The 26,142-nt window shown below is 27.2% G+C and carries 22 protein-coding genes; 18 read left to right on the top strand and 4 right to left on the bottom strand.

Translation table 11 applies throughout. The annotated features are described in order from the left end of the window. Positions 1–7 precede the first annotated feature (7 nt). From rnr to thrS, 4 genes are all read left to right on the top strand, one after another. Entirely contained in the window at positions 8–2,110 is a 2,103-nt protein-coding gene (gene rnr / locus BQ2505_RS00225) for a ribonuclease R (protein ID WP_074015984.1), read from the top strand. Positions 2,111–2,153: 43 nt separating this feature from the next. Then, on the top strand, positions 2,154–2,600 hold the full coding sequence (smpB, locus tag BQ2505_RS00220) for an SsrA-binding protein SmpB (protein ID WP_074015828.1): 447 nt from the start codon (positions 2,154–2,156) through the stop codon (positions 2,598–2,600). A 59-nt stretch (positions 2,601–2,659) separates the two neighbouring features. Continuing rightward, positions 2,660–6,160, top strand: a complete 3,501-nt coding sequence (locus tag BQ2505_RS00215; RefSeq protein ID WP_074015827.1) for a hypothetical protein — start codon at positions 2,660–2,662, stop codon at positions 6,158–6,160. Between the two features lie 120 nt (positions 6,161–6,280). Beyond that, positions 6,281–8,194 (top strand): threonine--tRNA ligase, encoded by a 1,914-nt coding sequence (gene thrS, locus BQ2505_RS00210; protein WP_074015826.1) that lies wholly within the window; start codon positions 6,281–6,283, stop codon positions 8,192–8,194. Between the two features lie 213 nt (positions 8,195–8,407). On the opposite strand, the gene BQ2505_RS00205 is transcribed toward thrS, so the two are convergent. Both BQ2505_RS00205 and BQ2505_RS00200 read right to left on the bottom strand, forming a co-directional pair. Beyond that, the gene (locus BQ2505_RS00205) at positions 8,408–9,694 is read right to left on the bottom strand and encodes an ISL3 family transposase (RefSeq protein ID WP_083232296.1); all 1,287 of its coding nucleotides are present in this window, start codon (positions 9,692–9,694) and stop codon (positions 8,408–8,410) included. A gap of 220 nt (positions 9,695–9,914) precedes the next feature. Further along, on the bottom strand, positions 9,915–10,274 hold the full coding sequence (locus tag BQ2505_RS00200) for a hypothetical protein (protein WP_074015824.1): 360 nt from the start codon (positions 10,272–10,274) through the stop codon (positions 9,915–9,917). Between the two features lie 225 nt (positions 10,275–10,499). On the opposite strand from BQ2505_RS00200, the gene BQ2505_RS00195 reads away from it, so the two are divergent. The 3 genes from BQ2505_RS00195 to mscL are packed head-to-tail and all read left to right on the top strand — an operon-like array spanning position 10,500 to position 12,684. After that, a complete protein-coding gene (locus tag BQ2505_RS00195) occupies positions 10,500–11,135 on the top strand; it encodes a LysE family translocator (protein WP_074015823.1) in 636 nt (211 codons plus the stop codon). A gap of 21 nt (positions 11,136–11,156) precedes the next feature. Then, positions 11,157–12,245, top strand: coding sequence for a tRNA 2-thiouridine(34) synthase MnmA (gene mnmA, locus BQ2505_RS00190; RefSeq protein ID WP_074015822.1), 1,089 nt, complete (start codon positions 11,157–11,159; stop codon positions 12,243–12,245). A 31-nt stretch (positions 12,246–12,276) separates the two neighbouring features. Beyond that, complete coding sequence (gene mscL / locus BQ2505_RS00185; protein WP_074015821.1) at positions 12,277–12,684, top strand: large-conductance mechanosensitive channel protein MscL; 408 nt, start codon at positions 12,277–12,279, stop codon at positions 12,682–12,684. Positions 12,685–12,804: 120 nt separating this feature from the next. Here the strand turns inward: mscL and BQ2505_RS00180 are convergent, their stop codons facing one another. Then, a complete protein-coding gene (locus tag BQ2505_RS00180) occupies positions 12,805–13,170 on the bottom strand; it encodes a hypothetical protein (RefSeq protein WP_074015820.1) in 366 nt (121 codons plus the stop codon). 277 nt (positions 13,171–13,447) lie between these two features. Between BQ2505_RS00180 and plsX the strand changes: the two genes are divergently transcribed. From plsX to disA, 11 genes are all read left to right on the top strand, one after another. Then, positions 13,448–14,443, top strand: a complete 996-nt coding sequence (gene plsX, locus BQ2505_RS00175; RefSeq protein ID WP_074015819.1) for a phosphate acyltransferase PlsX — start codon at positions 13,448–13,450, stop codon at positions 14,441–14,443. Between the two features lie 2 nt (positions 14,444–14,445). Then, on the top strand, positions 14,446–15,432 hold the full coding sequence (locus BQ2505_RS00170; RefSeq protein ID WP_074015818.1) for a beta-ketoacyl-ACP synthase III: 987 nt from the start codon (positions 14,446–14,448) through the stop codon (positions 15,430–15,432). A 40-nt stretch (positions 15,433–15,472) separates the two neighbouring features. Further along, on the top strand, positions 15,473–16,372 hold the full coding sequence (fabD, locus tag BQ2505_RS00165; protein ID WP_074015817.1) for an ACP S-malonyltransferase: 900 nt from the start codon (positions 15,473–15,475) through the stop codon (positions 16,370–16,372). A 66-nt stretch (positions 16,373–16,438) separates the two neighbouring features. Beyond that, positions 16,439–16,663 carry an acyl carrier protein gene (gene acpP, locus BQ2505_RS00160; RefSeq protein WP_074015816.1) on the top strand — a complete coding sequence of 75 codons (225 nt, stop codon included), beginning with the start codon at positions 16,439–16,441 and terminating at the stop codon, positions 16,661–16,663. Between the two features lie 314 nt (positions 16,664–16,977). Beyond that, a complete protein-coding gene (gene fabF / locus BQ2505_RS00155; protein WP_074015815.1) occupies positions 16,978–18,219 on the top strand; it encodes a beta-ketoacyl-ACP synthase II in 1,242 nt (413 codons plus the stop codon). Positions 18,220–18,238: 19 nt separating this feature from the next. Beyond that, on the top strand, positions 18,239–18,943 hold the full coding sequence (rnc, locus tag BQ2505_RS00150) for a ribonuclease III (RefSeq protein ID WP_074015814.1): 705 nt from the start codon (positions 18,239–18,241) through the stop codon (positions 18,941–18,943). After that, a complete protein-coding gene (locus BQ2505_RS00145) occupies positions 18,930–19,940 on the top strand; it encodes an elongator complex protein 3 (protein ID WP_074015813.1) in 1,011 nt (336 codons plus the stop codon). The genes rnc and BQ2505_RS00145 overlap by 14 nt, the downstream gene beginning before the upstream one ends. 28 nt (positions 19,941–19,968) lie before the next feature. Further along, positions 19,969–21,372, top strand: a complete 1,404-nt coding sequence (locus tag BQ2505_RS00140; RefSeq protein ID WP_074015812.1) for a ribonuclease E/G — start codon at positions 19,969–19,971, stop codon at positions 21,370–21,372. Positions 21,373–21,381: 9 nt separating this feature from the next. Next, entirely contained in the window at positions 21,382–21,873 is a 492-nt protein-coding gene (coaD, locus tag BQ2505_RS00135) for a pantetheine-phosphate adenylyltransferase (RefSeq protein ID WP_074015811.1), read from the top strand. Between the two features lie 2 nt (positions 21,874–21,875). Next, positions 21,876–23,255 (top strand): DNA repair protein RadA, encoded by a 1,380-nt coding sequence (gene radA, locus BQ2505_RS00130; protein ID WP_074015810.1) that lies wholly within the window; start codon positions 21,876–21,878, stop codon positions 23,253–23,255. Next, a complete protein-coding gene (gene disA / locus BQ2505_RS00125; RefSeq protein WP_074015809.1) occupies positions 23,248–24,297 on the top strand; it encodes a DNA integrity scanning diadenylate cyclase DisA in 1,050 nt (349 codons plus the stop codon). Before radA ends, disA begins: the two co-directional genes overlap by 8 nt. Before the next feature lie 222 nt (positions 24,298–24,519). On the opposite strand, the gene groL is transcribed toward disA, so the two are convergent. After that, positions 24,520–26,139: a chaperonin GroEL gene (gene groL / locus BQ2505_RS00120; protein WP_074015808.1), complete on the bottom strand. Its 1,620-nt coding sequence runs from the start codon at positions 26,137–26,139 to the stop codon at positions 24,520–24,522. Positions 26,140–26,142: the final 3 nt, after the last annotated feature.

The following is a 26,142-nucleotide window of genomic DNA, read 5'->3' as shown; positions in this document are numbered from 1 at the left end:
GGTGTATATAAATATAGAAAAAGATCTTTTAAAAATAAAAAAAATTTTAAAAGATGTAAAATGTTTATCTTTTAGACAAGTATCAAGTCTTTTAGATTGGTCTCCTAAAAAGAGAAAAGATAACAATATAATTATAATGTCTTGGGTTGAACAAGGAGATTTAGCCTTAGATAAAAATAATAAACTTGTTTTGCCAGATGATACAAAGTTTATTAAAGGAATATTTAGAATAATAAAAAATAAATTTGCTTTTGTAGATGAAATAGATAGTGAAGATAAAAAGGGAATATTTATTCCCAAAGAATATTTTGCTACAGCTCTTGATGGAGATACCGTACTTGTTGAAATATTAAAAGATAAAACAAGTGATAGAGGAGCAGAAGGAAGAGTTTTAAAAATAATAGAAAGAAGAAAAAATATTGCTGTAGGAATATTAGATATGAATAAAAACTTTTCTTTTGTTATACCGACAAACTCTTTAGGAAAAGATATCTATATTCCAAAATCAAAATTAGGAAATGCTAAGGATAGAGATTTAGTAGCAGTAGAAATAACTTTTTGGGGAGATGAAAGTAGAAAGCCGGAAGGAAAAGTTATAAAATGTTTGGGCTCAGCCAATGACAGTGATAATATGATAGAAGCATTAATCTTTAGAGAAGGTTTAAGTGAAACTTTTTCAGATGAAGCTATGAATGAAGTTAAGACTATAATTAATAATGAAAAGATAACTTATAAAAACAGAAAAGATTTAACTAAGCTATCAATTATAACAATAGATGGAGCAGATGCAAAAGATTTGGACGACGCTGTTTATGTTGAAAAGTTGGAAAATTCGAACTATCGACTAATTGTGTCTATTGCTGATGTATCTCACTATGTAAAAAAAGATTCGGCTCTTGATATAGAAGCAAGAGAAAGAGGAAACTCAGTTTATTTGGTAGACAGAGTATTGCAAATGTTTCCAAAAGAAATATCAAACGGTATTTGTTCTTTAAATGAAAAAGAAGAAAAACTAACTTTTTCTTGTGATATGGAAATAGATAAAAATGGGAATGTTGTAAATTATGAGGTCTATAAGTCGGTAATTAAATCTGTTCACAGAATGACTTATTCTGATGTCAATAAAATATTGAATGATGACCAAGAATTAAAAAATAAATATATAGATATTTACGATATGTTAAAAGAAATGCTTGAATTATCAAAAATATTAAGGGAAAAGAAATATGTAAGAGGAAGCATAGATTTTGAATTGCCGGAAATAAAAGTTATACTTGATGAAAATAAAAAAGTTATGAAAGTAGATCTAATAGAAAGAGGAGAAGCAGAAAAGATAATAGAAGATTTTATGATAGCTGCAAACGAGAGTGTAGCTGAAAGAACCTATTGGATGGAACTTGCTTCTGTATACAGAACTCATGAAAAACCAAACAGAGAAAAAATATATAGATTAAATGAAATATTGGCAAAGTTTGGATATAAAATTCCAAATATAGATAATGTCCATCCTAAACAATTTCAAGAAATTATTGAAAAATCAAGAAATAAAGATGTTAGTATGCTAGTTCATAAAATGATTTTGACCTCTTTAAAACAAGCAAAATATACAGTAGAAGATATAGGACATTTTGGGCTATCTTCATCACATTACACTCACTTTACATCACCAATTAGGAGATATGCTGATTTGTTAGTTCATAGGGTCTTATTTTCTAGTATAGATGAAAGCGTGAAAACTTTAAAAGCTTCACTTTTAGAAGAGATAGCTAATCATATATCGAAAACAGAAAGAATTGCTATGAGAGCCGAAGATGAAAGTGTAAAAATAAAATTAGTTGAATATATGAGAGCTAAAGTTGGATCTGTATTCGAAGTTATGGTTACAGGCTTTAGTCAAAGAAAAGTTTTTTTTGAAACAGAAGAACATATTGAATGTAGTTGGGATGTAACAACGGCAAAACATTTTTATGAATTTGATGAAGAACATTACTGTATGTTTGATAGAGATGATAAAGAAATTGTATTTAATTTAGGAGATAAATTAGAAGTTCTTCTTGAAAAAGTTGACATGTTTAATTTAGAAATAGTTGTTAGTCCGATATCACTTTAAAATAAAAAATATAAAGATAAAAGATAAAAGATAGAGGTGAAATATGATAATTGCAAACAATAAAAAAGCTTTTTTTGATTATTTCATAGAAGATAGATATGAAGCTGGAATAGAACTTAAAGGTAGTGAAGTAAAATCTATAAAAGCTGGAAAAGTTAGTATTAAAGAATCTTTTGTGAGAATAATAAATGATGAAATTTATATAATGGGAATGTCGGTTGTTCCATGGGAGTTTGGAAGTGTTTATAATCCAGAAGAAAGAAGAGTTAGAAAGTTATTGTTACATAAAAAAGAAATAAAAAAAATACATGAAAAGGTAAAAATTAAAGGTTATACAATAGTACCTATAGATGTTCATTTATCAAAAGGCTATGTGAAAATTCAAATTGCCATAGCAAAAGGAAAGAAAAATTATGACAAGAGGGAAAGTATAGCTAAGAAAGATCAAGAAAGAAATATAAAAAGAGAATTTAAAACTAATAATAGATAAAATTGACTATTTGTGATATAATTCTTTAAATATAATCAAATGTTTTTAGGGAGAGTTAAATGAAAAGAAAAGTTATTTTTTTACTTATCTTATCGGCAATAATAACAAATTCATATGCAGAAACTGTTACTTCAGATGCAGATGAAGTTGTAATAGATTTAAATGAAAATACTCTAACTTCAGATAATGGAGTAAAAGTAACTAATGGGACTATGAGTGCTTTATTTTATAAACTTAAGAGAGATCCTGCTACAGGTGAAATGTTTTTTTCGGATAATGCTCTTATAAATATAGATCAACCAACGGGAAATATAAAGATTGAAACTGAAAAAGGAAATGTTTCACAAAAGAATGAAAAAGGAGAGCTTTATAATAGTTTTGCCTATATGAATGTGGCTAAAACTACCGGGGCAGAAGCTCCTAATGATAGAGTTTTTTTTGGAAGTCCTTATATAAAATATGAGAACGAGAACATATATGCAAAAGATGCTTGGGTAACAACTGATTTTAAAATAGTAAACTTCCCTAAAGAACCGAGTAAAGCGGGCTATCATTTATTATCTTCTGATATGTTTATAGAGCCAGATAAACAAATAACTTTAAAAAATACTAATTTGTATATAAAAGGAACAGATATTACTCCTTTTAATTTTCCTTGGTTTAGAGCAAATATTCGTAAAGATTCGAAAGTACCTTTATTTGTAACAATTCAATCATCAGATGATTATGGAACAGCAACATCTATGGGAGTTCTATATGGAAATAGAGGAGATAAGTTTAGAGGAGGAATTTCTCCAAAATTTGCAGATAAAATGGGTTGGTTAATAGGTAGATGGGAAAACTGGTATAAAACTGACACCATGGGAGAAACAAGAGTAAATATAGATGATCTTTTGTTAATATCTAAAGCAAAGAAAAATTCTGAAAATAGATTAGAAATCTCAGACTATGAAAAAAAACATAAAAGATATAAAGTAGAAGTTAGTCATAAATATAATGGAGAAAATGGAAGTTTTGATTTTACATCTCAAAACTCTACTAGAAGCATGGTAAGTAGTTTATCAGATGTAATGGAAAAATATGATAATAACAATGTATACAAATCTTTAAAAATGGATAGATATAAATTTGATAAAAATATAGGTTTTTATAATTTGAATGCCAATTTGTATAATTTAGGAGAAGCAAAAGATCTAAGTTTTTCTGGGAAAATGAACTTAGTTAGTGATAAGAAAGCCTATGGCTTAATTGTTTATGATAAAGTTGATGATATTTCGTTCGATTCAAGTATAGATCATGATTTATACACTAATCTAGCTATGAAGAAAGACAATGATAAGTATACTTTAACTACAAGTTATGATTATTTACATGACTTAGACCCTGGATCAACTTCAAATGATTTAATGTCAAAAAATGAAAGAATAAAAGCAGACTTAATACATAAAGAAAATGGAGCTAGTATTTCATTTGACAAAAGAAATGGTGATGATTTTAGAAGATTTAGCTTATGGGAAGAAGATATAAATACAACAACAAAACATAAGAATGTTTTAGGTATAGATGTAAATTATACTCCAACTACTATTGCAAAATATGAACTTAATAACTTTGAAAATATAACAGCATCTTTAGGAAACTATAAAGCTGGAAACTATATTTTTACACCAACAGTTTCATATAAGGCTCTTAATAGAAAATTAGATACAGTTAGAGACAATTATAGAAGTGTTATTTTGGGAGATAATAGAACAGCAGAGTACAATAGATTTGAGAATATAATTTCTGAGGATAGTCTTGAAAGAAGAGCAGATCTTAATCTGAAAAATGACAATGAAATTTATAGAGTAGCTATTGGTAAAACTGATTCAGAAGTTTGGTCTAGAGAAGGACTTTTTGATGATAGTTATAAAGATTATGTGAATAAATCTAAATTTTATGAAGTTGAATTAGGTAGACAAAATATTGAACTTGGAAATTTTGGGAAACTTGGATTAGATGGTACATTTAGAGAAGATAAATACGATGCTTCAAGTGATAAGTCTAACTCTATTAATTTGAAAATGAATAATGATTTATATTTATATAAAAGCCAAGATTTAAATGTTACAAATAAATTTAAAGCTGAATTTCAAAAGTATTCTTTCTCTGGAGAAAAAAATAATGAAGAAAGAAGACTTTATACGAAGAAAAATTATATAAAATTAGATAATAGTGTTGATATTGAGACTAAAAATGTTAATACTACTTATGATATAGGATATAAAGAAACAAAAAATCCATATGGTTTAAAAAATAAAAGTGGAGAAGAATTTTCAACAGGTTTAAAATTTAAGTTTGATAATGATAATAAATTAAGTTTAAATTATAAAAACAATAAAAGGTTTACTGATAAGACAAGAAGTCAAAAAAATATAAATGATTTTTCTGAAGAAAATTATTCATTTGATTATGAAACAAAAAAACATGAATTAGGTTTTTCTAATACAAATATTGATTTTAAAGCTGATGATTTTACTACAACTACAGACTTTAAAGAAAATATTAACGAACATAGAATAAAATATGCTTATAAATTTGATAACAGTAAATTGACAACATCATATGCTCAAGGTAGTGATAAATTAAAAACAGAAGATGATAAATATTTAAACAGAAAAAATAGAGAATATACTGTTTTATACAATATTTATGGAGATGTAGAAAAAGATTTCTACGGTTCGTATAAAACTTATAGATATGGTAATTCTCGTTCTGAAGATGAAATTAGAAATACAGATGTTTACAGATTTTCATTTGATTATAGAGATAAGAGATTTGAAGAAGAAGAACTTATGAAATATGCAACTCTTGAGTATGAAAAACCAAATGAACAAGTTACTTCAGAAGATATTGCTAATATTAGAAGTGTTTTAGATAGAAGACAAGAATATAATAGAAACTTTATGTTTACAAAAATTTCTGATGAAAGTTTTAGATTAGGAAATTATAAGAAAACGTTTAATGGGTATGTAAAACTTGAAAAAAATAATTTAAGATATTCTAAGACAGGAAACTTAAAGGACTCACTATCAAAATTTGAAGGTGGATTGACTTATTCATACAATAGATTAGGAGTAGGATATAAATTTACTGAAAAATCTAGTTGGAAAAAAAGAACAGGAGATTATACTTGGAGTAAAGATACAAGACAACATGAGTTAAGTGCTTTTGCTAAAGTTGGAAAACCAAGTGAAGGTTGGAGAGTAAAAACTTATGCAATGTTTTATGATAATTTTAATGACCAAGATAAAGCTAAAAACAGAAAAAATTCTCTTGACAGTATAGGAATTGAAATAGGAAAAGAAATGGGATTCTACGAATGGGCAATCTCTTATGAAAATAGATATAAAGTTTCTTCTAGAGATTATGAATGGAGAGCAGGAATACACTTTACATTGTTAACATTCCCAAATAATTCATTATTTGGTGCTGGAGCAAAAAATGGTGGTGGAACTTCTTCAACAAAACCTGATGGATACCTACTTGATAAACCAAGTCAATTAAAAAATAGTTATTAAGATTGAATAATTAATATAAAATATAAAACTATAATATATAAATAAAATTTAAAAAGTAAATAATATTATAGTTTTCTAAAAAGTGAATAATATAGAAATAGAAAATTATAAGGAGGAAATATGCTAATAAGTATTAACGGTGAAAAGAAAGAGTATAATAATAATATAAATATGTTTGAGATAGCAAAAGGAATAAGTAATTCACTTGCTAAAAAATCAGTTGGAGCAAAAGTAGATGGAAAAAATGTAGATATGTTCTATGTCTTAGATCATGATGCTACAGTGGAATTTATTGATATGGATAGTCCAGAAGGAGAGGATATAATCAGACACTCAACAGCTCACTTAATGGCTCAAGCTGTTATGAGACTTTATCCAGAAACAAAAGTTACAATAGGACCAGTAGTTGATTATGGATTTTATTATGACTTCGATCCAGTAGAACAATTTACAGAAGAAGATATTCAAAAAATTGAAGATGAAATGAAAAGAATAGTGAAAGAAAATATAAAATTAGAAAAATATGTATTACCTAGAGATGAAGCTTTAGAATACTTTAGAGATGTGGATAAAAATAAGTATAAAGTTGAGATAGTTGGGGCTATTCCTCAAACAGAAGAAGTATCATTCTATAAACAAGGCGATTTTACAGATCTTTGTAGAGGAACACATGTACCATCTACAGGTTATTTAAAAGCATTTAAATTAAGAGGAGCTGCTGGGGCATATTGGAGAGGTAACTCAAAAAATAAAATGTTACAAAGAATATATGGATATTCTTTCTCAAATGAAGCTAGATTAAAAGCACATTTAAAATTTATGGAAGAAGCTGAAAAAAGAGACCACAGAAAATTAGGAAAAGAATTAGAATTATTCTTTATTAGTGAGTATGGACCAGGTTTTCCATTTTTCTTGCCAAAAGGTATGATATTTAGAAATGTGTTGATTGATTTATGGAGAAAAGAACACGATAAAGCAGGATATCAACAATTGGAAACACCTATAATGCTAAATAAAGAATTATGGGAAACTTCAGGACACTGGTTCAATTATAGAGAAAATATGTACACTTCAGAAATTGATGAATTAGAATTTGCTATAAAACCGATGAACTGTCCAGGAGGAGTATTATCATTTAAACATCAATTACATTCATATAAAGATCTACCGGCAAGACTTGCTGAACTAGGAAAAGTACATAGACATGAATTTTCTGGAGCCTTACATGGACTTATGAGAGTAAGATCATTTACTCAAGATGACTCTCATATATTTATGACACCTGATCAAGTTCAAGATGAAATAATTGGGGTAGTAAATCTTATAGATAAATTTTATAGTAAATTATTTGGTTTTGAATACGAAATAGAATTATCAACAAAACCAGAAAAAGCAATAGGATCTCAAGAAATTTGGGATATGGCTGAAGCTGCTCTTGCAGGGGCATTGGATAAATTGGGAAGAAAGTATAAAATTAATCCAGGAGATGGAGCTTTCTATGGTCCTAAATTAGATTTTAAAATAAAAGATGCTATTGGAAGAATGTGGCAATGTGGAACTATCCAATTAGATTTCAATTTACCAGAAAGATTCGATGTAACTTATATTGGTGAAGATGGAGAAAAACATAGACCAGTAATGTTACACAGAGTTATTTATGGTTCAATAGAAAGATTTATAGGAATATTAATAGAACACTATGCAGGAGCATTCCCTATGTGGCTTGCACCGGTTCAAGTTAAAGTTTTAACTCTTAACGATGAATGTATTCCTTATGCAAAACAAGTTATGGATAAATTACAAGAATTAGGAATAAGAGCAGAGCTTGATGATAGAAATGAAACAATAGGATATAAGATAAGAGAAGCAAATGGTAGATATAAAATACCTATGCAACTTATAATTGGAAAAAATGAAGTTGAAAATAATCAAGTAAATATAAGAAGATTTGGTTCTACAGAACAAGAAGCTAAGTCTCTTGAAGAATTTTATAATTTGGTTGTTGATGAAGCAGCTATAAAATTTGATAAATAAAATAAATTATAAAAGAAAAAAGTCCCTTGAATGTAGTACAGTCAAGGGACTTTTATTAATTCTATAGGAAAGTATAAAATTAGGCTATTTGTCAAATAGTGTTGATGAAAAAGTTTAGACTATGACTTAGCATAATTAAGAGAATTTTTGAGAATAAAAACTTGAAAATTCTCTTTTTTTATTGTTACTAAAATTCATTATTGCATAAAAAAATTAGGCATTAATTGAAACAATTCCTTCTTGAATTAATATACGCTTTTTAAAATTGCTAAATTTTGAATATCCAAATGCAGTTCTTTTTATTGATTTAATTTTATTATTTAAACCTTCTATTACTCCATTAGTAATATTAGTTTCAAACATATTTTTAATATATTCCATATATTTTTTAAGAGTTTTTAAAGCAACTCTCATTTTCTCAGAAATTTTTTCTTTACTTCCAAGATATTTTTCTACTATTCCTTCAAATTTTTTAAAATTATTATGTTTAATTGCTTGGATAATATCTTGATATATATTAAAATTAATTTCTAATTCAGGTATTTTATCAAGAATATAATCTACTTTATCTTTACTACTTAATTTGTACTTAAAACTTTGACAGTAGTATTTTATTTCGCAAAGGTCAGGGTAATATTTTAATAATAACTTCCAAAATCTCTTTAATTTTCTTTTTAAAGAAGGATCTTGAATAGAGTTCATAATATATATTCTAGTTTGATTAAATGCTCTGTTAATAAGGTTAACAATATGAAATTTATCTAAAACTATTTCTCCATTAGGAAAGATAGATTTAACTAAGCTAATATATGGAGCATACATATCCATACAAATATATTTCACATTATTTTTAGATTTTAAAGAAAATCTAGAAAAATATTCTGTAAGAGAAGGAAGTCTTCTATCTTCCACTATATCGATAATGCTCTTACTTTGAAAGTCAGCAAAAACAAAAGACATAGCGCCATCAATATTTTTAACAGATTTAAATTCATCAATACAAATAGTTTCTGGTAAATGTTCTCTATTAACTTTAAAATTAGAATAGCAGGTATCCATAATTCTTTGCACAGAAGAGACGGAAATATTATATCTCTTAGCAATAGATGTAAGAGAAATATTTTTTTGAAGTTCAAGCGCGATAGTATATTTAAGATTATTAGATATACTAGAATTATTACTAACAACATTAGTGGAAGGTGAAAAAGTTTTTTTACAATCCTTACAAATATACCTTTGTATAGTAAGCTCAAGTTCAATATTGTAATTCTGGTAAGGAATATACCTAACTTTACGAATTCTTGAACCATTTTTAACAATATTTTTAGAGTTACAATGTGGACAAGCACAGTGATTAGATTTAAGAAATCCTTTAAAAACTTTAATAAAGAAATCGTTTTTTTTAATAATTTGAAAATAGTTTTCTTCTGGAAAAGAAATATTATTATCTTGAATATTTAAGATATTTTTGATAAAATCAGATGGAGACAATGAAATCACTTCCTTTATGGTTATTTTGAGCGATTTAATTTTAACAGGAAAATTTCATTGTCTCAATTTTTTTTTTATTAAAAAATGGCATTAATAGAAATTTTTTCTATCAACACCATTTAGTATACAACCTAAAATTAAATAACAAAATTGGTCTCTGATGTCCGTATTAGTTCTGAGAGCCTATGTTCATTGAGCTTGCAGAACTCATAGGACTGTCGAGGTAAAACTAACCAAATTTTTCTACGGCTTTTATAGTTAGTACTTTTATTTTAGAAAAATCATCGATATTACTAAAAATATTATTACTACAACAACTGCCGGAAGAACATGAGTTTGAAGAATTACAAGATGAGCAACCTCCACCACAACCAGAACTTGCTTTGGATTTACAACAATCCATATCTTCATTTAATTTTTCTCTTTTTATGAAATCATCATAGTTTTCAAGATAACCTTTTTCAGTTAAATTTTGAAAAATATTTTCTAAAGTATTTTTATCTATTCCAAAATTTTTCATTATAGCATTTTCACTAAAAACAGATGCTGACAATAAAAATTTTATAATTTTTATTTCTAATTCTGACATTTGAGCTCCTTTCTATTTTATTTTTCTATAGGAAAGTATAAAATTAAATGCTTATTAGTCTCTGACGTTCATATTAGTTCGAAAAGCCTGTGTTTATTGAGCTCGTAGAACTCATACGGCTGTCAAGAGAGCTTTTTATTTAGTATAGCATTAAAAATTGGAAAAAAAAAGATAAATATGATAAAATAAAGAAAGATTTTTATCAAAAACTATAAGGAGCGAATAGTGGACTTAACTATTTTTAAAGGAATAATAATGGGTTTAATACTATCATTGCCTTTTGGTCCTGTTGGTATATATTGCATGGAACTGACCATTCGTGAAGGAAAATGGAAAGGATATATTACTGCTTTAGGAATGGTAACAATTGATGTAGTATATTCAGGAGTGGCTTTGATTTTTTTAACAAGAGTAAAAGATTATATTATAAAATATGAAAATTATCTTTCTTTAGTCATAGGAATATTTTTATTGATAATTTCTGTAAGAAAACTTATGAATAAAGTTGAAATAAATGAAATTAAAATTGATTTTAAAAGTATATTACAAAATTATTTGACAGGGTTGGGCTTTGCAATTGTAAATATATCAAGCATTTTAATAATTGCATCTGTATTTACAGTATTAAGAGTATTGCAACCAGAAATTCCACTAAAAAAGACTGTTATAGAAACTTTAATAGGAGTTGGGACAGGTGGAATGAGTTTATGGTTTTTAACTTGTACTTTGATAACACATTTTAAAAAATTGTTTAGTGAAGAAAAAGTAATAAAGGCTATAAAGATAGCAAATATAATGATATTTGTTTTAGCACTTATTTTAATTATAATATCATTAAAAAAGTTAATTTTATGCTTTTAAGTAAATAAAGAAAGGAAATAAATGGGAAACACAAATAATATTACAGATGAATTAAAAAAGTATTTAGAATTTAAAGAAGAAAATAAAGGAAAGAAAATAGGAGTTGCAATGAGTGGAGGAGTTGATAGCTCAACGGTTGCATATATTCTAAAACAACAAGGATACGATATTTTTGGTGTTACAATGAAGACTTTCAAAGATGAAGATTCTGATGCAAAAAAAGTCTGTGATGATTTAGGAATAGAGCATTATGTTCTAGATGTTAGAGATGAATTCAGAGAAAAGGTAATGGATTATTTTGTAAACGAATATATGAATGGGAGAACTCCTAATCCTTGTATGGTTTGCAATAGACATATAAAATTTGGAAAGCTTCTTGATTTTATAATAGAAAAAGGTGCAGATTTTATGGCAACAGGTCACTATACTAGGTTAAAAAAAGGTTTTCTTAGTGTTGGAGATGATGCAAACAAAGATCAAGTATATTTTTTGTCTCAAATAAAAAAAGAGAAGCTATCAAAGATAATGTTTCCGGTAGGGGATTTAGAAAAACCAAAACTTAGAGAACTTGCAAAATTCCTTGGAGTTAGAGTCTACTCAAAGAAAGATTCACAAGAAATATGTTTTGTTGATGATGGAAAACTAAAAGAATTTTTAATAGAAAAAACACAAGGTGAAGCAGAAAAAGTTGGAAATATAGTGGATAAAACAGGGAAAATCTTAGGAAAACATAAAGGTTTTTCATTTTATACTATTGGACAAAGAAAAGGTTTAGGGATTTCAACAGAAGAGCCTTTATATGTTTTAGAATTTGATAAAAAAACAAATTCTATAATAGTTGGAAGTAATGAAGATTTACAAAAAGATGAATTGATAGCAACAAACTTAAATTTATTTTTAGTTAATTCAATAGAAAACTTAGATGGATTAGAATGTTTTGCAAAAACTAGATCGAGAGATATTTTACATAAATGTGTATTGACAAAAATCGGAGATAAATTTAAAGTGAAATTTATAGAAAATAAAGTTAGAGCTGTTACACCTGGTCAAGGTATAGTTTTTTATAATGCTGAAGGAATTGTAATAGCCGGAGGCTTTATTGAAAAATAATATATTAAAATTTTAAGGAGAGATGTACAGAATGAAATTTTTTGAAGAATTTAAGTCATTTGTAATGAGAGGAAACCTAATAGATATGGCTGTTGGGGTAATCATAGGGGGTGCTTTTGGAAAGATAGTGACTAGTCTTGTTAATGATGTAATAATGCCAATATTTGGAATTATTTTAGGTAACATAGATATATCTAGTCTTGAATATAAAATAGGCACTCCGGTTGAAGGGGTTGAACAAGCTGCAATAAGATATGGAATGTTTTTACAAGATGTAATAAACTTTTTAATTATAGCTTTTTGTATCTTTATTTTTATCAAAATAATGAATAAATTACATAAAAAGAAAGAAGAAGCACCAGCTCCACCAAAACCATCAAATGAAGAAATATTATTAACAGAAATTAGAGATGCTTTAAATAATATTGCTAAAAAATAAAAAGTAAAAAAAGTCTCTTGACAGCCGTATGAGTTCTATGAACTCAATAAACACAGGTTCTTTAAACTAATACGGACGTCAGAGACTAATTTTATTATATTTTTAAATATACAACCTTAATTAATTTTGTTTAGTAGTACTATTTTTGATTTCATTAACAACTTTTTTAACTTTTTTTTGTACTTTAGTTTTTATTTCTTTTATATTTTTGTCTTCTGAGATTTCTTTCTTTAAATCTGCTGTTTTTTCTTCTAAAGTTATTTTCATATCTTTCATATCTTTTTTCATCTTATCCATATTATCCATCTTCTCAGTAGAACATGCATGACCAGAGCAACAATCAGATTTTTTATCTCCGCAACAACAATCATGTTTTTTTTCACTAGAGCAACAATCAGTTTTTGTGTCAGCAGAACAACAATCTTGAGCATTTACAACTCCACTAATACTTAAAACAAGACCTAAACAAATCATTAATTTTTTCATAAAAAAACCTCCTTAAAATTTTTTCAAATACATAATATAATTTTATTTTATATATGTCAAACTTATATTGAAACAAAATTTTAGCTCTTTACAATTTTAAAGACATAGCATATAATAGATAATATAAAAAACACTTGTTTTTTTATTTTTAAAACATTTTAGACTATTTATGAAGTTTTTAAGTCTAAAAAATAAGAAAAAGATATTTTGGATAAAGAATCTAAGAATTTGTGATATAATAAGCTGATATAGTAAAAAAATTAAGGAGTTAAAAATTATGAAAGTAGCTTTAGATGCTATGAGTGGAGATTTTGCCCCTTTCTCGACAATAAAAGGTGCTATTGAAGCTTTAGAAGAAAATAAAAAATTAAATATTATTTTAGTTGGAAAAAAAGAAATTGTAGAAGAAGAATTAAAGAAATATAAGTACGACGATTCAAGGTTAGAGATTGAAAATGCAGATGATGTTATAGAAATGACAGATGATCCTATAAAAGCTGTTAAAGATAAAAAAAATTCATCTATGAATGTTTGTATTGATTTGGTAAAAAATGGAAGAGCTCAAGCTTCTGTTTCTTGTGGAAATACAGGAGCTTTACTTGCTAGTAGTCAGTTAAAACTAAAAAGAATAAAAGGTGTCTTAAGACCAGCAATAGCTGTCTTATTTCCTAATAAAAAAGGAGAAGGAACTTTATTTTTAGATTTAGGAGCAAATGCAGATTCAAAACCAGAATTTTTAAATCAATTTGCAATAATGGGTTCTAAATATATGGAAGTATTTTTAAATAAAAAAAATCCAAAAGTTGCACTTCTAAATATAGGAGAAGAAGAGAGTAAGGGAAATGAACTTACTAGAGAAACTTATAATTTATTAAAAGAAAATAAAGATATTAATTTTGCTGGGAATATAGAAAGTACTAGAATAATGGATGGTGAAGTTGATGTTGTTGTAACAGATGGTTTCACTGGAAATATTTTATTAAAAACAACAGAGGGAATAGGGAAATTTATATTTCATATAGTTAAAGAATCTATTTTAGAAAGTTTAATTTCTAAAATAGGAGCATTATTAATAAAAGGTTCTATGAAAAAAGTTAAAAAGAAAATTGATGCTTCAGAGTATGGAGGAGCTATTTTCTTAGGCTTAAATGAGTTATCTATAAAAGCACATGGAAATTCTGATGATAGAGCAATAAAAAATGCTTTAAAAGTAGCTGGGAAATTTATAGAATCTAAATTTATTGAAGAATTAAGAAAAATAATGGAGGTATAAAATTGATAAATGTTGGAATAAAAGGAATGGGGTACTATGTTCCAGAAAATATAGTTACAAATTTTGATCTAGAAAAAATTGTTGAAACAAGTGATGAGTGGATTAGAACGAGAACTGGTATAGAGGAAAGAAGATTTGCAGACAAAGATGAAGCTACTTCTGATTTAGCATATAAAGCGGCTTTAAAAGCATTAGAAAATGGAAAAATTAATAAAAATGATATTGATTTAATAATTCTTGCAACTTGTACACCAGACTATATGGCTCAGGGAGCTGCATGTTTAGTACAACATAAGCTAGGCTTAACTAATATACCTTGTTTTGATATTAATGCAGCTTGTAGTGGATTTATTTATAGCCTTTCAGTTGCACATTCTATGGTTAGTGCTAAAATTTTTAAAAATATTTTAGTTATAGGAGCAGAAACATTATCAAGAATAATAGATATGCAAGATAGAAATACTTGTGTACTATTTGGAGATGGAGCAGGAGCGGCTATTGTAGGAGAAGTTGAAGAAGGTTATGGAATCTTAGGTTTTTCAATAGGAGCTGAAGGTGAAGATGATATGATACTTAAGATACCAGCTGGAGGAACAAAGAAACCAAACAATGAAGAAACAATAAAAAATAGAGAAAATTTCTTGGTTATGAATGGTAAAGAAGTATTTAAATTTGCAGTAAAAGTATTACCTAAAGTTACCTTGGAGGCTTTAGAAAATGCAAAGTTAAATGTTAATGATTTAAATATGATATTCCCACATCAGGCAAATTTAAGAATAATAGATTCTGCTTCAAAAAGAATGGGATTCCCATTAGAAAAATTTTATATAAACTTAAATAAATACGGGAATACTTCTGCGGCTTCAGTAGGAGTAGCTTTGGGAGAAGCTTTAGAAAAAGGTTTAGTAAAAAAAGGAGATAATATAGCTTTAACTGGATTTGGAGCAGGACTTACTTATGGTTCTGTTGTTATGAAGTGGGCATATTAATTTTATAGAGTAAAAAAATGGAACAACGAGGAGGAATAAAATGTCAAAAATAGCTTTTGTTTATCCAGGACAAGGAACACAATATGTCGGAATGGGAAAAGAACTATATGATAAAAATGAAAAAGCTAGAGAACTTTTTGATAAAATTTTTAATTCTTTAGATTTAAATTTAAAAGAAGTTATGTTTGAAGGAACAGAGGAATTATTAAAAAGAACAGACTATACTCAACCAGCTATAGTTAGTTTTAGCTTAGTTTTAACAGAACTTTTAAAAGAAAAAGGAATAAAAGCTGATTATGTTGCAGGGCATTCTGTTGGAGAATTTGCAGCTTTTGGTGGAGCGGATTATTTATCAGTAGAAGATGCAGTTAAATTAGTTGCTGCAAGAGGAAGAATTATGAAAGAAGTTGCTGAGAAAGTAAATGGAAGTATGGCAGCAGTTCTTGGAATGGAATCTGAAAAAATAAAAGAAATATTGAAAAATATTGATGGTGTAGTTGAAGCGGTTAATTTCAATGAACCTAATCAAACTGTTATAGCTGGTGAAAAAGTTGCTATTGAAAAAGCATGTGTTGCTTTAAAAGAAGCTGGAGCAAAAAGAGCATTACCTCTTGCTGTATCTGGACCATTTCATTCATCTTTAATGAAAGAAGCTGGAGAAAAATTGAAAATAGAAGCTGAAAATTTTAATTTTAATGTAGGAACTACAAAAATTATAGCAAATACAACAGCAACAGAATTAAATACAGATATTGAAGTTAAAGATGAAATATATAGACAAAGTTTTGGTCCTGTAAAATGGATAGATACTATAAATAAATTAAAAGAATTAGGTGTAACTAAAATATATGAAATTGGCCCTGGAAAAGTTTTATCTGGTTTAATTAAAAAGATTGATAAAGATATAGAAGTAATAAATATTGAAAATTTAGAAAATTAAAAAAAAGTTGGAAAATATACTAAAATAGTGTATAATAATATTAATAATAACTTTAAGGAGGAAAAAATGTTAGATAAAGTAAAAGAAATTATAGTTGAACAATTAGGAGTGGAAGCTGATCAAATTAAACCTGAATCTAATTTCGTAGATGATTTAGGAGCAGACTCACTAGATACAGTTGAATTAATCATGGCTTTTGAAGAAGAATTTGGAGTAGAAATTCCAGATACTGAAGCAGAAAAAATCAAAACTGTTCAAGATGTTATCAACTATATAGAAGCAAATAAATAATATGTTCTATTAAGTATAAAACAGGGCTGTTGTAACTTAATCTTAATAGCAAATTACTTTCTATTTAATGTAGTTTTCTTAGGTTTTCTAAGACAAATGTAATTGCTATCTAAATAGATTTACAACAGTCCTTTTTCTTTAATTTTATAAAGAAACTATAAATAATTTAAAAAGTATAAAAATAAATAACAAAATCAGTCTCTGACGTCCGTATTAGTTCGAAGAGCCTATGTTTATTGAGCTCGTAGAACTCATACGGCTGTCAAGAGATTTTATTTATATAAAAAATAATAAATAGCTAAAGAGGAGAAATTATGAAAAGAGTTGTAGTTACTGGATTAGGTCTTATTTCTTCATTAGGAATAGGTCTTGAAAAAAGTTGGGAAAAATTAATAAATGGAGAAAGTGGAATAGATTTAATAACATCTTATGATATTGAAAATGAAGCTGTGAAAATAGCAGGAGAAGTAAAAGATTTTGAACCTACTGAATATGGAATAGAAAAGAAGGAAGTAAAAAAATTAGCAAGAAATACTCAATTTGCTCTTGTTGCAACAAAAATGGCTCTTGAAGATGCAAATTTAAAAATCGATGAAAATAATGCTGATGAAATAGGAGTTTTAGTATCTTCTGGTATAGGTGGGATAGAAGTATTAGAAGAACAATATAAAACTATGCTTGATAAAGGAGCTAGAAGAATTTCTCCTTTTACTATACCAGCAATGATTGAAAATATGGCAGCAGGAAATATTGCTATTTATTATGGTGCAAAAGGACCAAATAAATCAATAGTTACAGCTTGTGCTTCTGGAACACATTCTATCGGAGATGGTTTTGATTTAATTCGTCATGGAAGAGCAAAAGCTATGATAGTTGGAGGAACTGAAGCTTGTATAACTTCATTTTGTATAAATTCTTTTAACAATATGAAAGCACTTTCTGGAAGAAATGAAGAACCAAAAACTGCTTCAAGACCTTTTTCAAAAGATAGAGATGGATTTGTAATGGGAGAAGGAGCAGGAATATTAATATTAGAAGAATTAGAAACTGCTTTAGCTAGAGGAGCAAAAATATATGCAGAAATGGTTGGATATGGAGAAACTTGTGATGCACACCATATTACAGCACCTGTTGAAAATGGAGAAGGAGCTATAAAAGCTATGAGAGTAGCATTAAAAGATGCTAATTTAGATATAAAAGATGTAACTTATATTAATGCACATGGAACATCAACTCCAACTAATGATGTTGTTGAAACTAGAGCAATAAAAGGACTTTTTGGTGAACAAGCTCATAATTTATATGTTTCATCTACAAAAGGAGCAACAGGTCATGGACTTGGAGCTGCTGGAGGAATTGAAGGGGTTATAATAGCTAAATCTATAGCTGATGGTATAATACCGCCAACTATAAATTTACATGAAACAGAAGAAGAATGTGATTTAAATTATGTTCCAAATAAAGCAATAAAAACAGATGTAAAAGTTGCAATGTCAAATTCATTAGGATTCGGAGGACATAACTCTGTAATTATAATGAAAAAATTTGAAAAATAATTTTTGAAGGGGAGTTACTATGAAAAATCTATTAGATTTAGAGCATAGATTAAATTATTATTTTAATAATAGGACTTTATTAAAAACAGCTCTCATTCATAAATCCTTTGGTAATGAAAATAGAAAATATAAAAATGTAAGTAATGAAAGACTAGAACTGCTAGGAGATGCAGTTCTAGATCTTGTCGTTGCAGAATACTTATATAAAAAATATCAAAATGCATCTGAAGGAATGATAGCTAAGATGAAATCAATGGTTGTAAGTGAACCTATACTAGCTAAAATAACTAGGAAAATAGGAACTTCAGATTTTTTAATGCTTAGTAGGGGAGAGGAATTATCTGGAGGTAGAGATAGGGAATCAATACTTGCAGATCTGTTTGAAGCTGTTCTTGGAGCTATTTATATGGATTCGGGAATTGATGAAGCTAGAACTTTTGTTTTAAATTATATAAAAGAATATATAGAACATGTTGAGGAAAATGAAGAGATTTTAGATTTCAAAAGTATATTGCAAGAGTATATTCAGAAAAAGTTTAAAATCGTACCAACTTATGAAATGATAAGTACAAAAGGACCAGATCATCTAAGAGAATTTGAAATAGAAGTTACAGCAAAAACTTTTAAAGAAAGAGCTGTTGCAAGAAATAAGAAAAAAGCTGAACAATTAGCAGCAAAAAAATTGTGTGAAAGACTTGGAGTAAAGTATAATGAAACATTATAATATACCAGTATTTATAAGTCATTTTGGTTGTCCAAATGCTTGTGTTTTTTGTAATCAAAAAAAAATAAACGGTAGAGAAACAGATGTTAGTTTGGAAGATTTAAAAAATATAATAGAAAGCTATTTAAAAACTCTTCCAAAAAATTCCATTAAACAGGTGGCATTTTTTGGTGGAACTTTTACTGGCATATCTATGGGGTTACAAAGAGAATATCTTGAGGTTGTTAAGAAATATATTGATAATGGAGATGTTGAAGGTGTAAGAATTTCAACAAGACCAGAATGTATAGATGATGAAATATTAACTCAGTTAAAAAAATACGGAGTAAAGACTATCGAATTAGGAGTACAATCTTTAGATGATGAAGTTTTAAAGGCGACAGGAAGAAACTATAATTATGAAATAGTTAAAAAATCGTGTGATTTAATTAAAAAATACGGATTTGAATTAGGAGTTCAACTAATGATAGGACTACCAAAGTCAACTTTGGAAAGTGATTTTTTATCAGCTATTAAATCTTTAGATTTTAATCCAGATATTGCAAGAATATATCCTACACTCGTTATAAAAGGAACAGAATTAGAATATATGTATAAAGCTCAAAAATATAAAGCATTAGAGATAGAAGAGGCTGTTGAAAGAACAGTAAAAATATATTCACTTCTTGAAAAGAATAAAGTTAATATAATAAGAGTAGGTTTGCAACCAAGTGAAGATTTAACTGCTGATGGAGTTATTATAGCTGGTCCATTTCATCCAGCTTTTAGAGATTTAGTAGAAAATAAACTATATTTTAATTTTTTAAAAAGAATCTATGAAAGAGAAAATACTTTAAATATTGAAGTCAATGAAAAAAATATTTCAAAAATTGTAGGTCAAAAGGGGATTAATAAAAAATTATTTTATCCAAACTTTAAAATAAAGATAAATAATAATTTAGATATAAATGTTTTAAAAATTAACGAAAATATTTATAAACGAGAAAATATTTTATAGAAATATTAAAATGAAAAAAGAGGATTTTATGCAAAGATTAATATTTAATAAGAATAAATATGAAATAAAAATTGCATACACTGTAAATGAAAAACTAGAGGAAATTTATATTTCTAATATTTTTCAAAAAGAAATTATAGGAAATATCTATAAAGGTAAGGTTGTAGATATTTTAAATGAAGGAAAAATTGTTTTTTTAGATATAGGACTTGAAAAAAATGCCTTTTTATCATTTGAAAATAAGAATGATGGATATTTAAAAGATAAAATAAGTATAGGAGATAATTTAATAGTTCAAGTACTTATTTCAGAAAGGGATAGCAAGGGAGCAAAAGTAAGTTTAGATTATTCTATTAATAGTAAAAACATGGTTTTATTACCTTATTCCAATGGAATTTCTATATCTAAAAAAATAAAAGATGAAGCGAAGAAAGAAAAATTAAAAAAATTTTTTGAAATTTATAGTGAATTAGAGGAAAAAGGTATAATTTTTAGGACATCTTCTGAAAATATAGACTTAGATGTTTTAGAAAAAGAATACAAAAAAATACTAGAAATTAATATAGATATTACAAAAAAATTCAATCAAAAAAAAATAGGTTTATTATTTGATAATAATATAATTATTGATAAAGTCTTAAATAAAAAAAATATTGATGAAGTAGACGAAATTATTACTAATGATGAAGAAACTTATTCATATATAAAAGAATATTTAGAAAAAAATAATAAGTTTGAAATTTTAAGAAAAATGAAAAAATATTTTTTAGATGAGAATATTTTTCAAAAATATAATATAAAAAAGCAAATAGATACAGCACTTTCAAAAAAAGTATGGTTGCAATCTGGTGGATATTTGATTATTGAAAAAACAGAGGCTTTAGTAAGTATTGATGTAAACACTGGAAGAAGTGTAAGTGATGATTTGGAAAAAACTATATTTCAAACAAACTTAGAAGCGAGTGAAGAGATTGCAAGACAAGTAAAACTTAGAAATTTATCTGGAATTATAATAATAGATTTTATTAATATGAGAAAGCTAAAATATAAAAAAATTGTTTTAGACAATTTAAAAGAAAACTTAAAAAAAGATAGTGCTGAAACATATGTGTTTGATTATACAGAGCTAGATTTAGTTCAAATGACAAGAAAGAATGAAGGAAAATATCTTTTTGAATACTATTTAGATAAAAAATTATCTTTTAATGAAAATGAATTTAATTTTTTAGAAGAAAGAATTATTTTAAATCTAATAGAGGAGTTAGATTATTTAAAGGAAGATAAGGATATAAAAAATATAAAAATAAGAATTTCAAAAAATTTAGAAAAAATCTTAGAAGAAGTATTTAAAAAAGAATTTTTTATTAAAAATATAGTGATTGAGAACGATAAAAATTTAGAAAATACATATAAAATAGAACTTTATAAATAAGGGGAAAATATGAAAGTAGCCGTTTATGCTGGAAGTTTTGATCCAATAACAAAGGGACATCAAGATATTATAGAAAGAGCATTAAAGATAGTAGATAAGTTAATAGTTGTTGTAATGAATAATTCTAGAAAAAGTTATTGGTTTAACCTAGAAGAAAGAAAAGACTTAATAAGTAGAATTTATAAAGAAAATGAAAGAGTTGAAGTCCAAGAACATGCAGGTTTATTGGTTGATTTTATGCTAAAAAATTCTTCTTGTATTCTGATTAAAGGGTTGAGAGATATTAGGGATTTTTCTGAAGAAATGACTTATTCTTTTGCAAATAAAAAGTTATCAGATGGAAAAGTTGACACTTTCTTTATTCCAACATCTGAGAAATATACTTATGTGAGTTCGACCTTTGTAAAAGAGTTAGCATATTATGAACAAGATTTAACTGAATATGTAGATAAAGAAAATATAAATATAGTATTAGATAGAGCAAAGAAATATAGAGGTTAATTATGGCTACGAAAGGAACGATGTATTATTGTGTTGAATGTGGTTATAGAAGTGCAAAATGGCTTGGAAGATGTCCACAATGTGCTTCTTGGTCAAGTTTTGAGGAAGAAGATGATTTACCAAAAGATGTAAAAAAAGCTATTAATAATGCTAGTAATTCGAATTCTGATTTAAAAGTGTATGAATTTAAAGATATAGAATATAAGGACGAAGATAGATATAAAACTTCTTATGCCGAATTTGACAGATTATTAGGAGGAGGACTTTTAAAAGGAGAAGTTGTACTAATAACAGGAAATCCTGGCATAGGAAAATCAACTTTACTTTTACAGGTTGTAAATTCATACAAGAAATATGGAGAAGTATTATACATATCTGGGGAAGAATCTCCCGCTCAAATAAAGAACAGAGGAGAAAGATTAAAAATTTCCGGTGATGGAATCTATATCATGGCTGAAATGGATATTTTAAATATCTATGAGTATGTTGTTACAAGAAAACCAAAAGTTGTAGTGGTAGATTCAATCCAAACCTTATATAATTCGACAATGGATTCTATTTCTGGAACTCCTACGCAAATAAGAGAATGTACTTTAAAAATTATTGAAATGGCTAAAAAATATAATATTTCTTTCTTTATTGTTGGACATATAACAAAAGATGGAAAAGTAGCAGGTCCAAAACTTCTTGAACATATGGTTGATGCAGTTTTCAATTTTGAAGGAGAAGAGGGGCTTTACTATAGAATTTTAAGAAGTATTAAAAATAGATTTGGTTCAACAAATGAGATTGCTGTTTTTAGTATGGAAGAAAATGGAATGAAAGAAATAAAAAATTCATCTGAGTATTTTTTAAGTGAAAGAGAAGAAAAAAATATAGGAAGTATGGTAGTTCCAATTTTGGAAGGAACAAAAGTTTTTTTATTAGAAATTCAATCTTTAATTGTAGACAGTGGAATTGGAATACCTAGAAGAGTTGTTCAGGGCTATGATAAAAATAGAATACAAATATTAACAGCCATAGCTGAAAGAAAATTAAATGTTCCATTAGGAACAAAAGATTTATTTGTAAATGTACCAGGAGGACTTTCAATAGAAGACCCTGCTGCAGATTTAGGAGTCTTAATATCAATTTTATCAGTATCAAGAGGTTTTGCAATAAGCCAAAAAATTGCAGCCATAGGAGAGCTAGGACTAAGAGGAGAAATAAGAAAAGTATTTTTCGTAGATAAAAGGCTAAAAGAATTAGAAAAATTAGGTTTTTTAGGTGTTTATGTTCCTGAATCTAATAGAAAAGAAATAGAAAAAAAGAAATATAAATTAAAAATAATTTATCTTAAAACTTTAGATGATTTATTGGAAAGGATGAAAAAAAATGACTGATAATAAATTAATAGATATATTAGCAAAAGTAGCTCCAGGAACACCACTTAGAGCTGGAATAGATAATATTTTGGCTGCAGGAATAGGAGCTTTGATAGTTATAGGATATGATGATGAAGTTGAAAAAGTTAGAGATGGGGGCTTTAATATTAATTGTAAATATAGCCCTGAAAAAATATTTGAATTATCAAAAATGGACGGAGCTATTATTTTGAGTGAAGATTGCACAGAAATACTTTATGCAAATGTCCATATTCAACCTAGTAAAATATATACTACAACAGAAAGTGGAACTAGACATAGAACAGCTGAAAGAACTGCAAAACAACTAAAAAGAGAGGTTATAGCTATTTCAGAAAGAAAAAAAGTTGTAACTTTGTATAAAGGTGATATTAAATATAGATTAAAAAATTTAGAAGAATTAAATATAGAAGTTTCTCAATATTTAAAAATATTAGAAAGTTATAGACATGTTTTAAATAGAAATCTAGATAATTTAACAATATTAGAATTAGATGACCTTGTAACTGTACTAGATGTTGCAAATGTATTACAAAGATTTGAAATTGTTAGAAGAATAAGAGCAGAGTTATCAAGATATTTAGTTGAGTTAGGAACTTCTGGAAGAGCAGCTGGAATACAAGTTTCGGAGCTTATATTTGAATTAGATTTAGAAGAAGAAAATTTCTTAAAAGATTATCTTGAAGACGAAATTGAAATAAATGATGTAAAAAAAATACTATCTTCTCTATCTGACTCAGAGTTATTAGAAATAGAAAATTTAGCTTTTGCTCTAGGATATAATAAGTCTTATACAGTATTAGACAATAAAATTAATGCAAAAGGGTATAGAATTTTAGAAAAAATAAGTAAATTAACAAAAAAAGATGTTGAGAAAATTATAATAACTTTTAATAATATTGCTGACTTACAAGAAGCATCGGATGATGATTTAGTAGCTATAAAAATAAGTAAATTTAAAATAAAAGCGTTGAGAGCTGGTATAAATAGATTGAAATTTACAATAGAGATGCAAAAATAAAAATATATTTTTTAAATAAAAAGACAGAAAAAAATTCTGTCTTTTTATTTTTCCATAGGAAAGGATAAGATTAAATAACAAAGTTTAGTCTCTGACGTCCGTATTAGTTCGAAGAGCCTGTGTTTATTGAGCTCGTAGAACTCATACGGCTGTCAAGAGACTTTATTTATGACATTAGAAAGTATAAATTTAAAATCAAAAAATAATCTCTAATTATTAAATTTACATCATTCCAGGCATCATACCTGCTCCATTCATAGAAGATTTATCATCTTCTTTTTTATTAGCTATAACAACTTCCGTAGTTAGAAGTAATGAAGCAACAGAGGCAGAATTTTGAATAGCTGCTCTTGTAACTTTAGCAGGGTCAATAATTCCTGATTCTATCATATTTACATATTTTTCATTTTTGGCATCAAAACCAAATCCTTTTGGAGAAGTTCTAACTTTTTCTAATACTACCCCACCATTAAGTCCAGAATTTTCAGCAATTTGTTTAATAGGAGCTTCAAGTGCTTTCTTAACAATTTCAATTCCCATAGCAATTTCACCTGTTTCAGAAAATTCTTTCATTGAATCAATTATATCAAGAAGTATAGTTCCTCCACCTGAAACAATTCCTTCTTCAACAGCTGCTCTTGTTGCATTTAGAGCATCTTCTATTCTTAATTTTCTTTCTTTCATTTCAACTTCAGTAGCAGCCCCAACTTTTATTACAGCTACTCCACCAGCCAATTTAGCAAGTCTTTCTTGTAATTTTTCTTTATCGTATTCAGATGTAGTTTCTTCTATTTGAGATTTAATAGAATTAGCTCTAGCTAAAATTTCATTTTGTTGTCCAGCACCATCAACTATAACAGTTAAATCTTTTGTAACTTTTACTGTTTTAGCTTTTCCTAATTGTTCAACACTAGCTTCTTCCAGTTTCATACCTTTTTCTTCAGAAATAACTTCTCCACCAGTTAAAATAGCAATATCTTCTAAGATAGCTTTTCTTCTATCACCGAATGCTGGAGCTTTAACTGCAACAACATTTAAAGTTCCTCTCAATTTATTAATAACTAAAGTTGTTAGAGCTTCTCCTTCTATATCATCTGCAATTATTAGAACAGGTCTAGACATTTGCACTGTTTGTTCCAGTAATGGTAGTAACTCTTTCATAGATGAAACTTTTTTATCAGTTAAAAGTATAAAAGGATTCTCAAGTTCAGCAGTCATTCTTTCACTATCTGTTACCATATAAGGAGATACATATCCTTTATCAAATTGCATTCCTTCTACAACTTCTAAAGTAGTTTCTAAAGATTTTGCTTCTTCTACTGTAATAACTCCAGTTTCACCAACTTTTTCCATAGCTTGTGCTATAAGTTTTCCTATTTCTTCATCACCAGCCGAAATAGAGGCAACTTGTGATATTTCTTCATTTGATTCTATTTTTTTTGCTTTTTGTTTTAAAATTTCAATAGCTTCTCTAGTTGCAAGTTCAATTCCTTTTTTTAAGAATATTGGATTGGCTCCAGCACTTAACATTTTTAGTCCCTCTTTTACAATGGCTTGTGCTAGAATGGTAGCTGTGGTAGTTCCATCTCCCGCAACATCATTAGATTTTATTGCAACTTCTTTTACAAGAGCAGCACCCATATTTTCAAAAGGATCTTCAAGTTCAATTTCTTTTGCAATAGTAACTCCATCATTTGTTATTAATGGAGCACCATAAGTTTTTTCTAAAACAACATTTCTTCCTCTTGGACCTAATGTAACTTTTACTGCATCAGCAAGAGTATTAACTCCTATTTCTAATTTTTTTCTAGCTTCATCATTAAAATTTATAATTTTTGACATTTT

Origin of the sequence: Fusobacterium massiliense, assembly GCF_900095705.1 — a bacterium.
GTDB lineage: Bacteria > Fusobacteriota > Fusobacteriia > Fusobacteriales > Fusobacteriaceae > Fusobacterium > Fusobacterium massiliense.
Note: the sequence above shows the minus strand (reverse complement) of the source record. Positions and strands in the feature narration are given on the sequence as shown.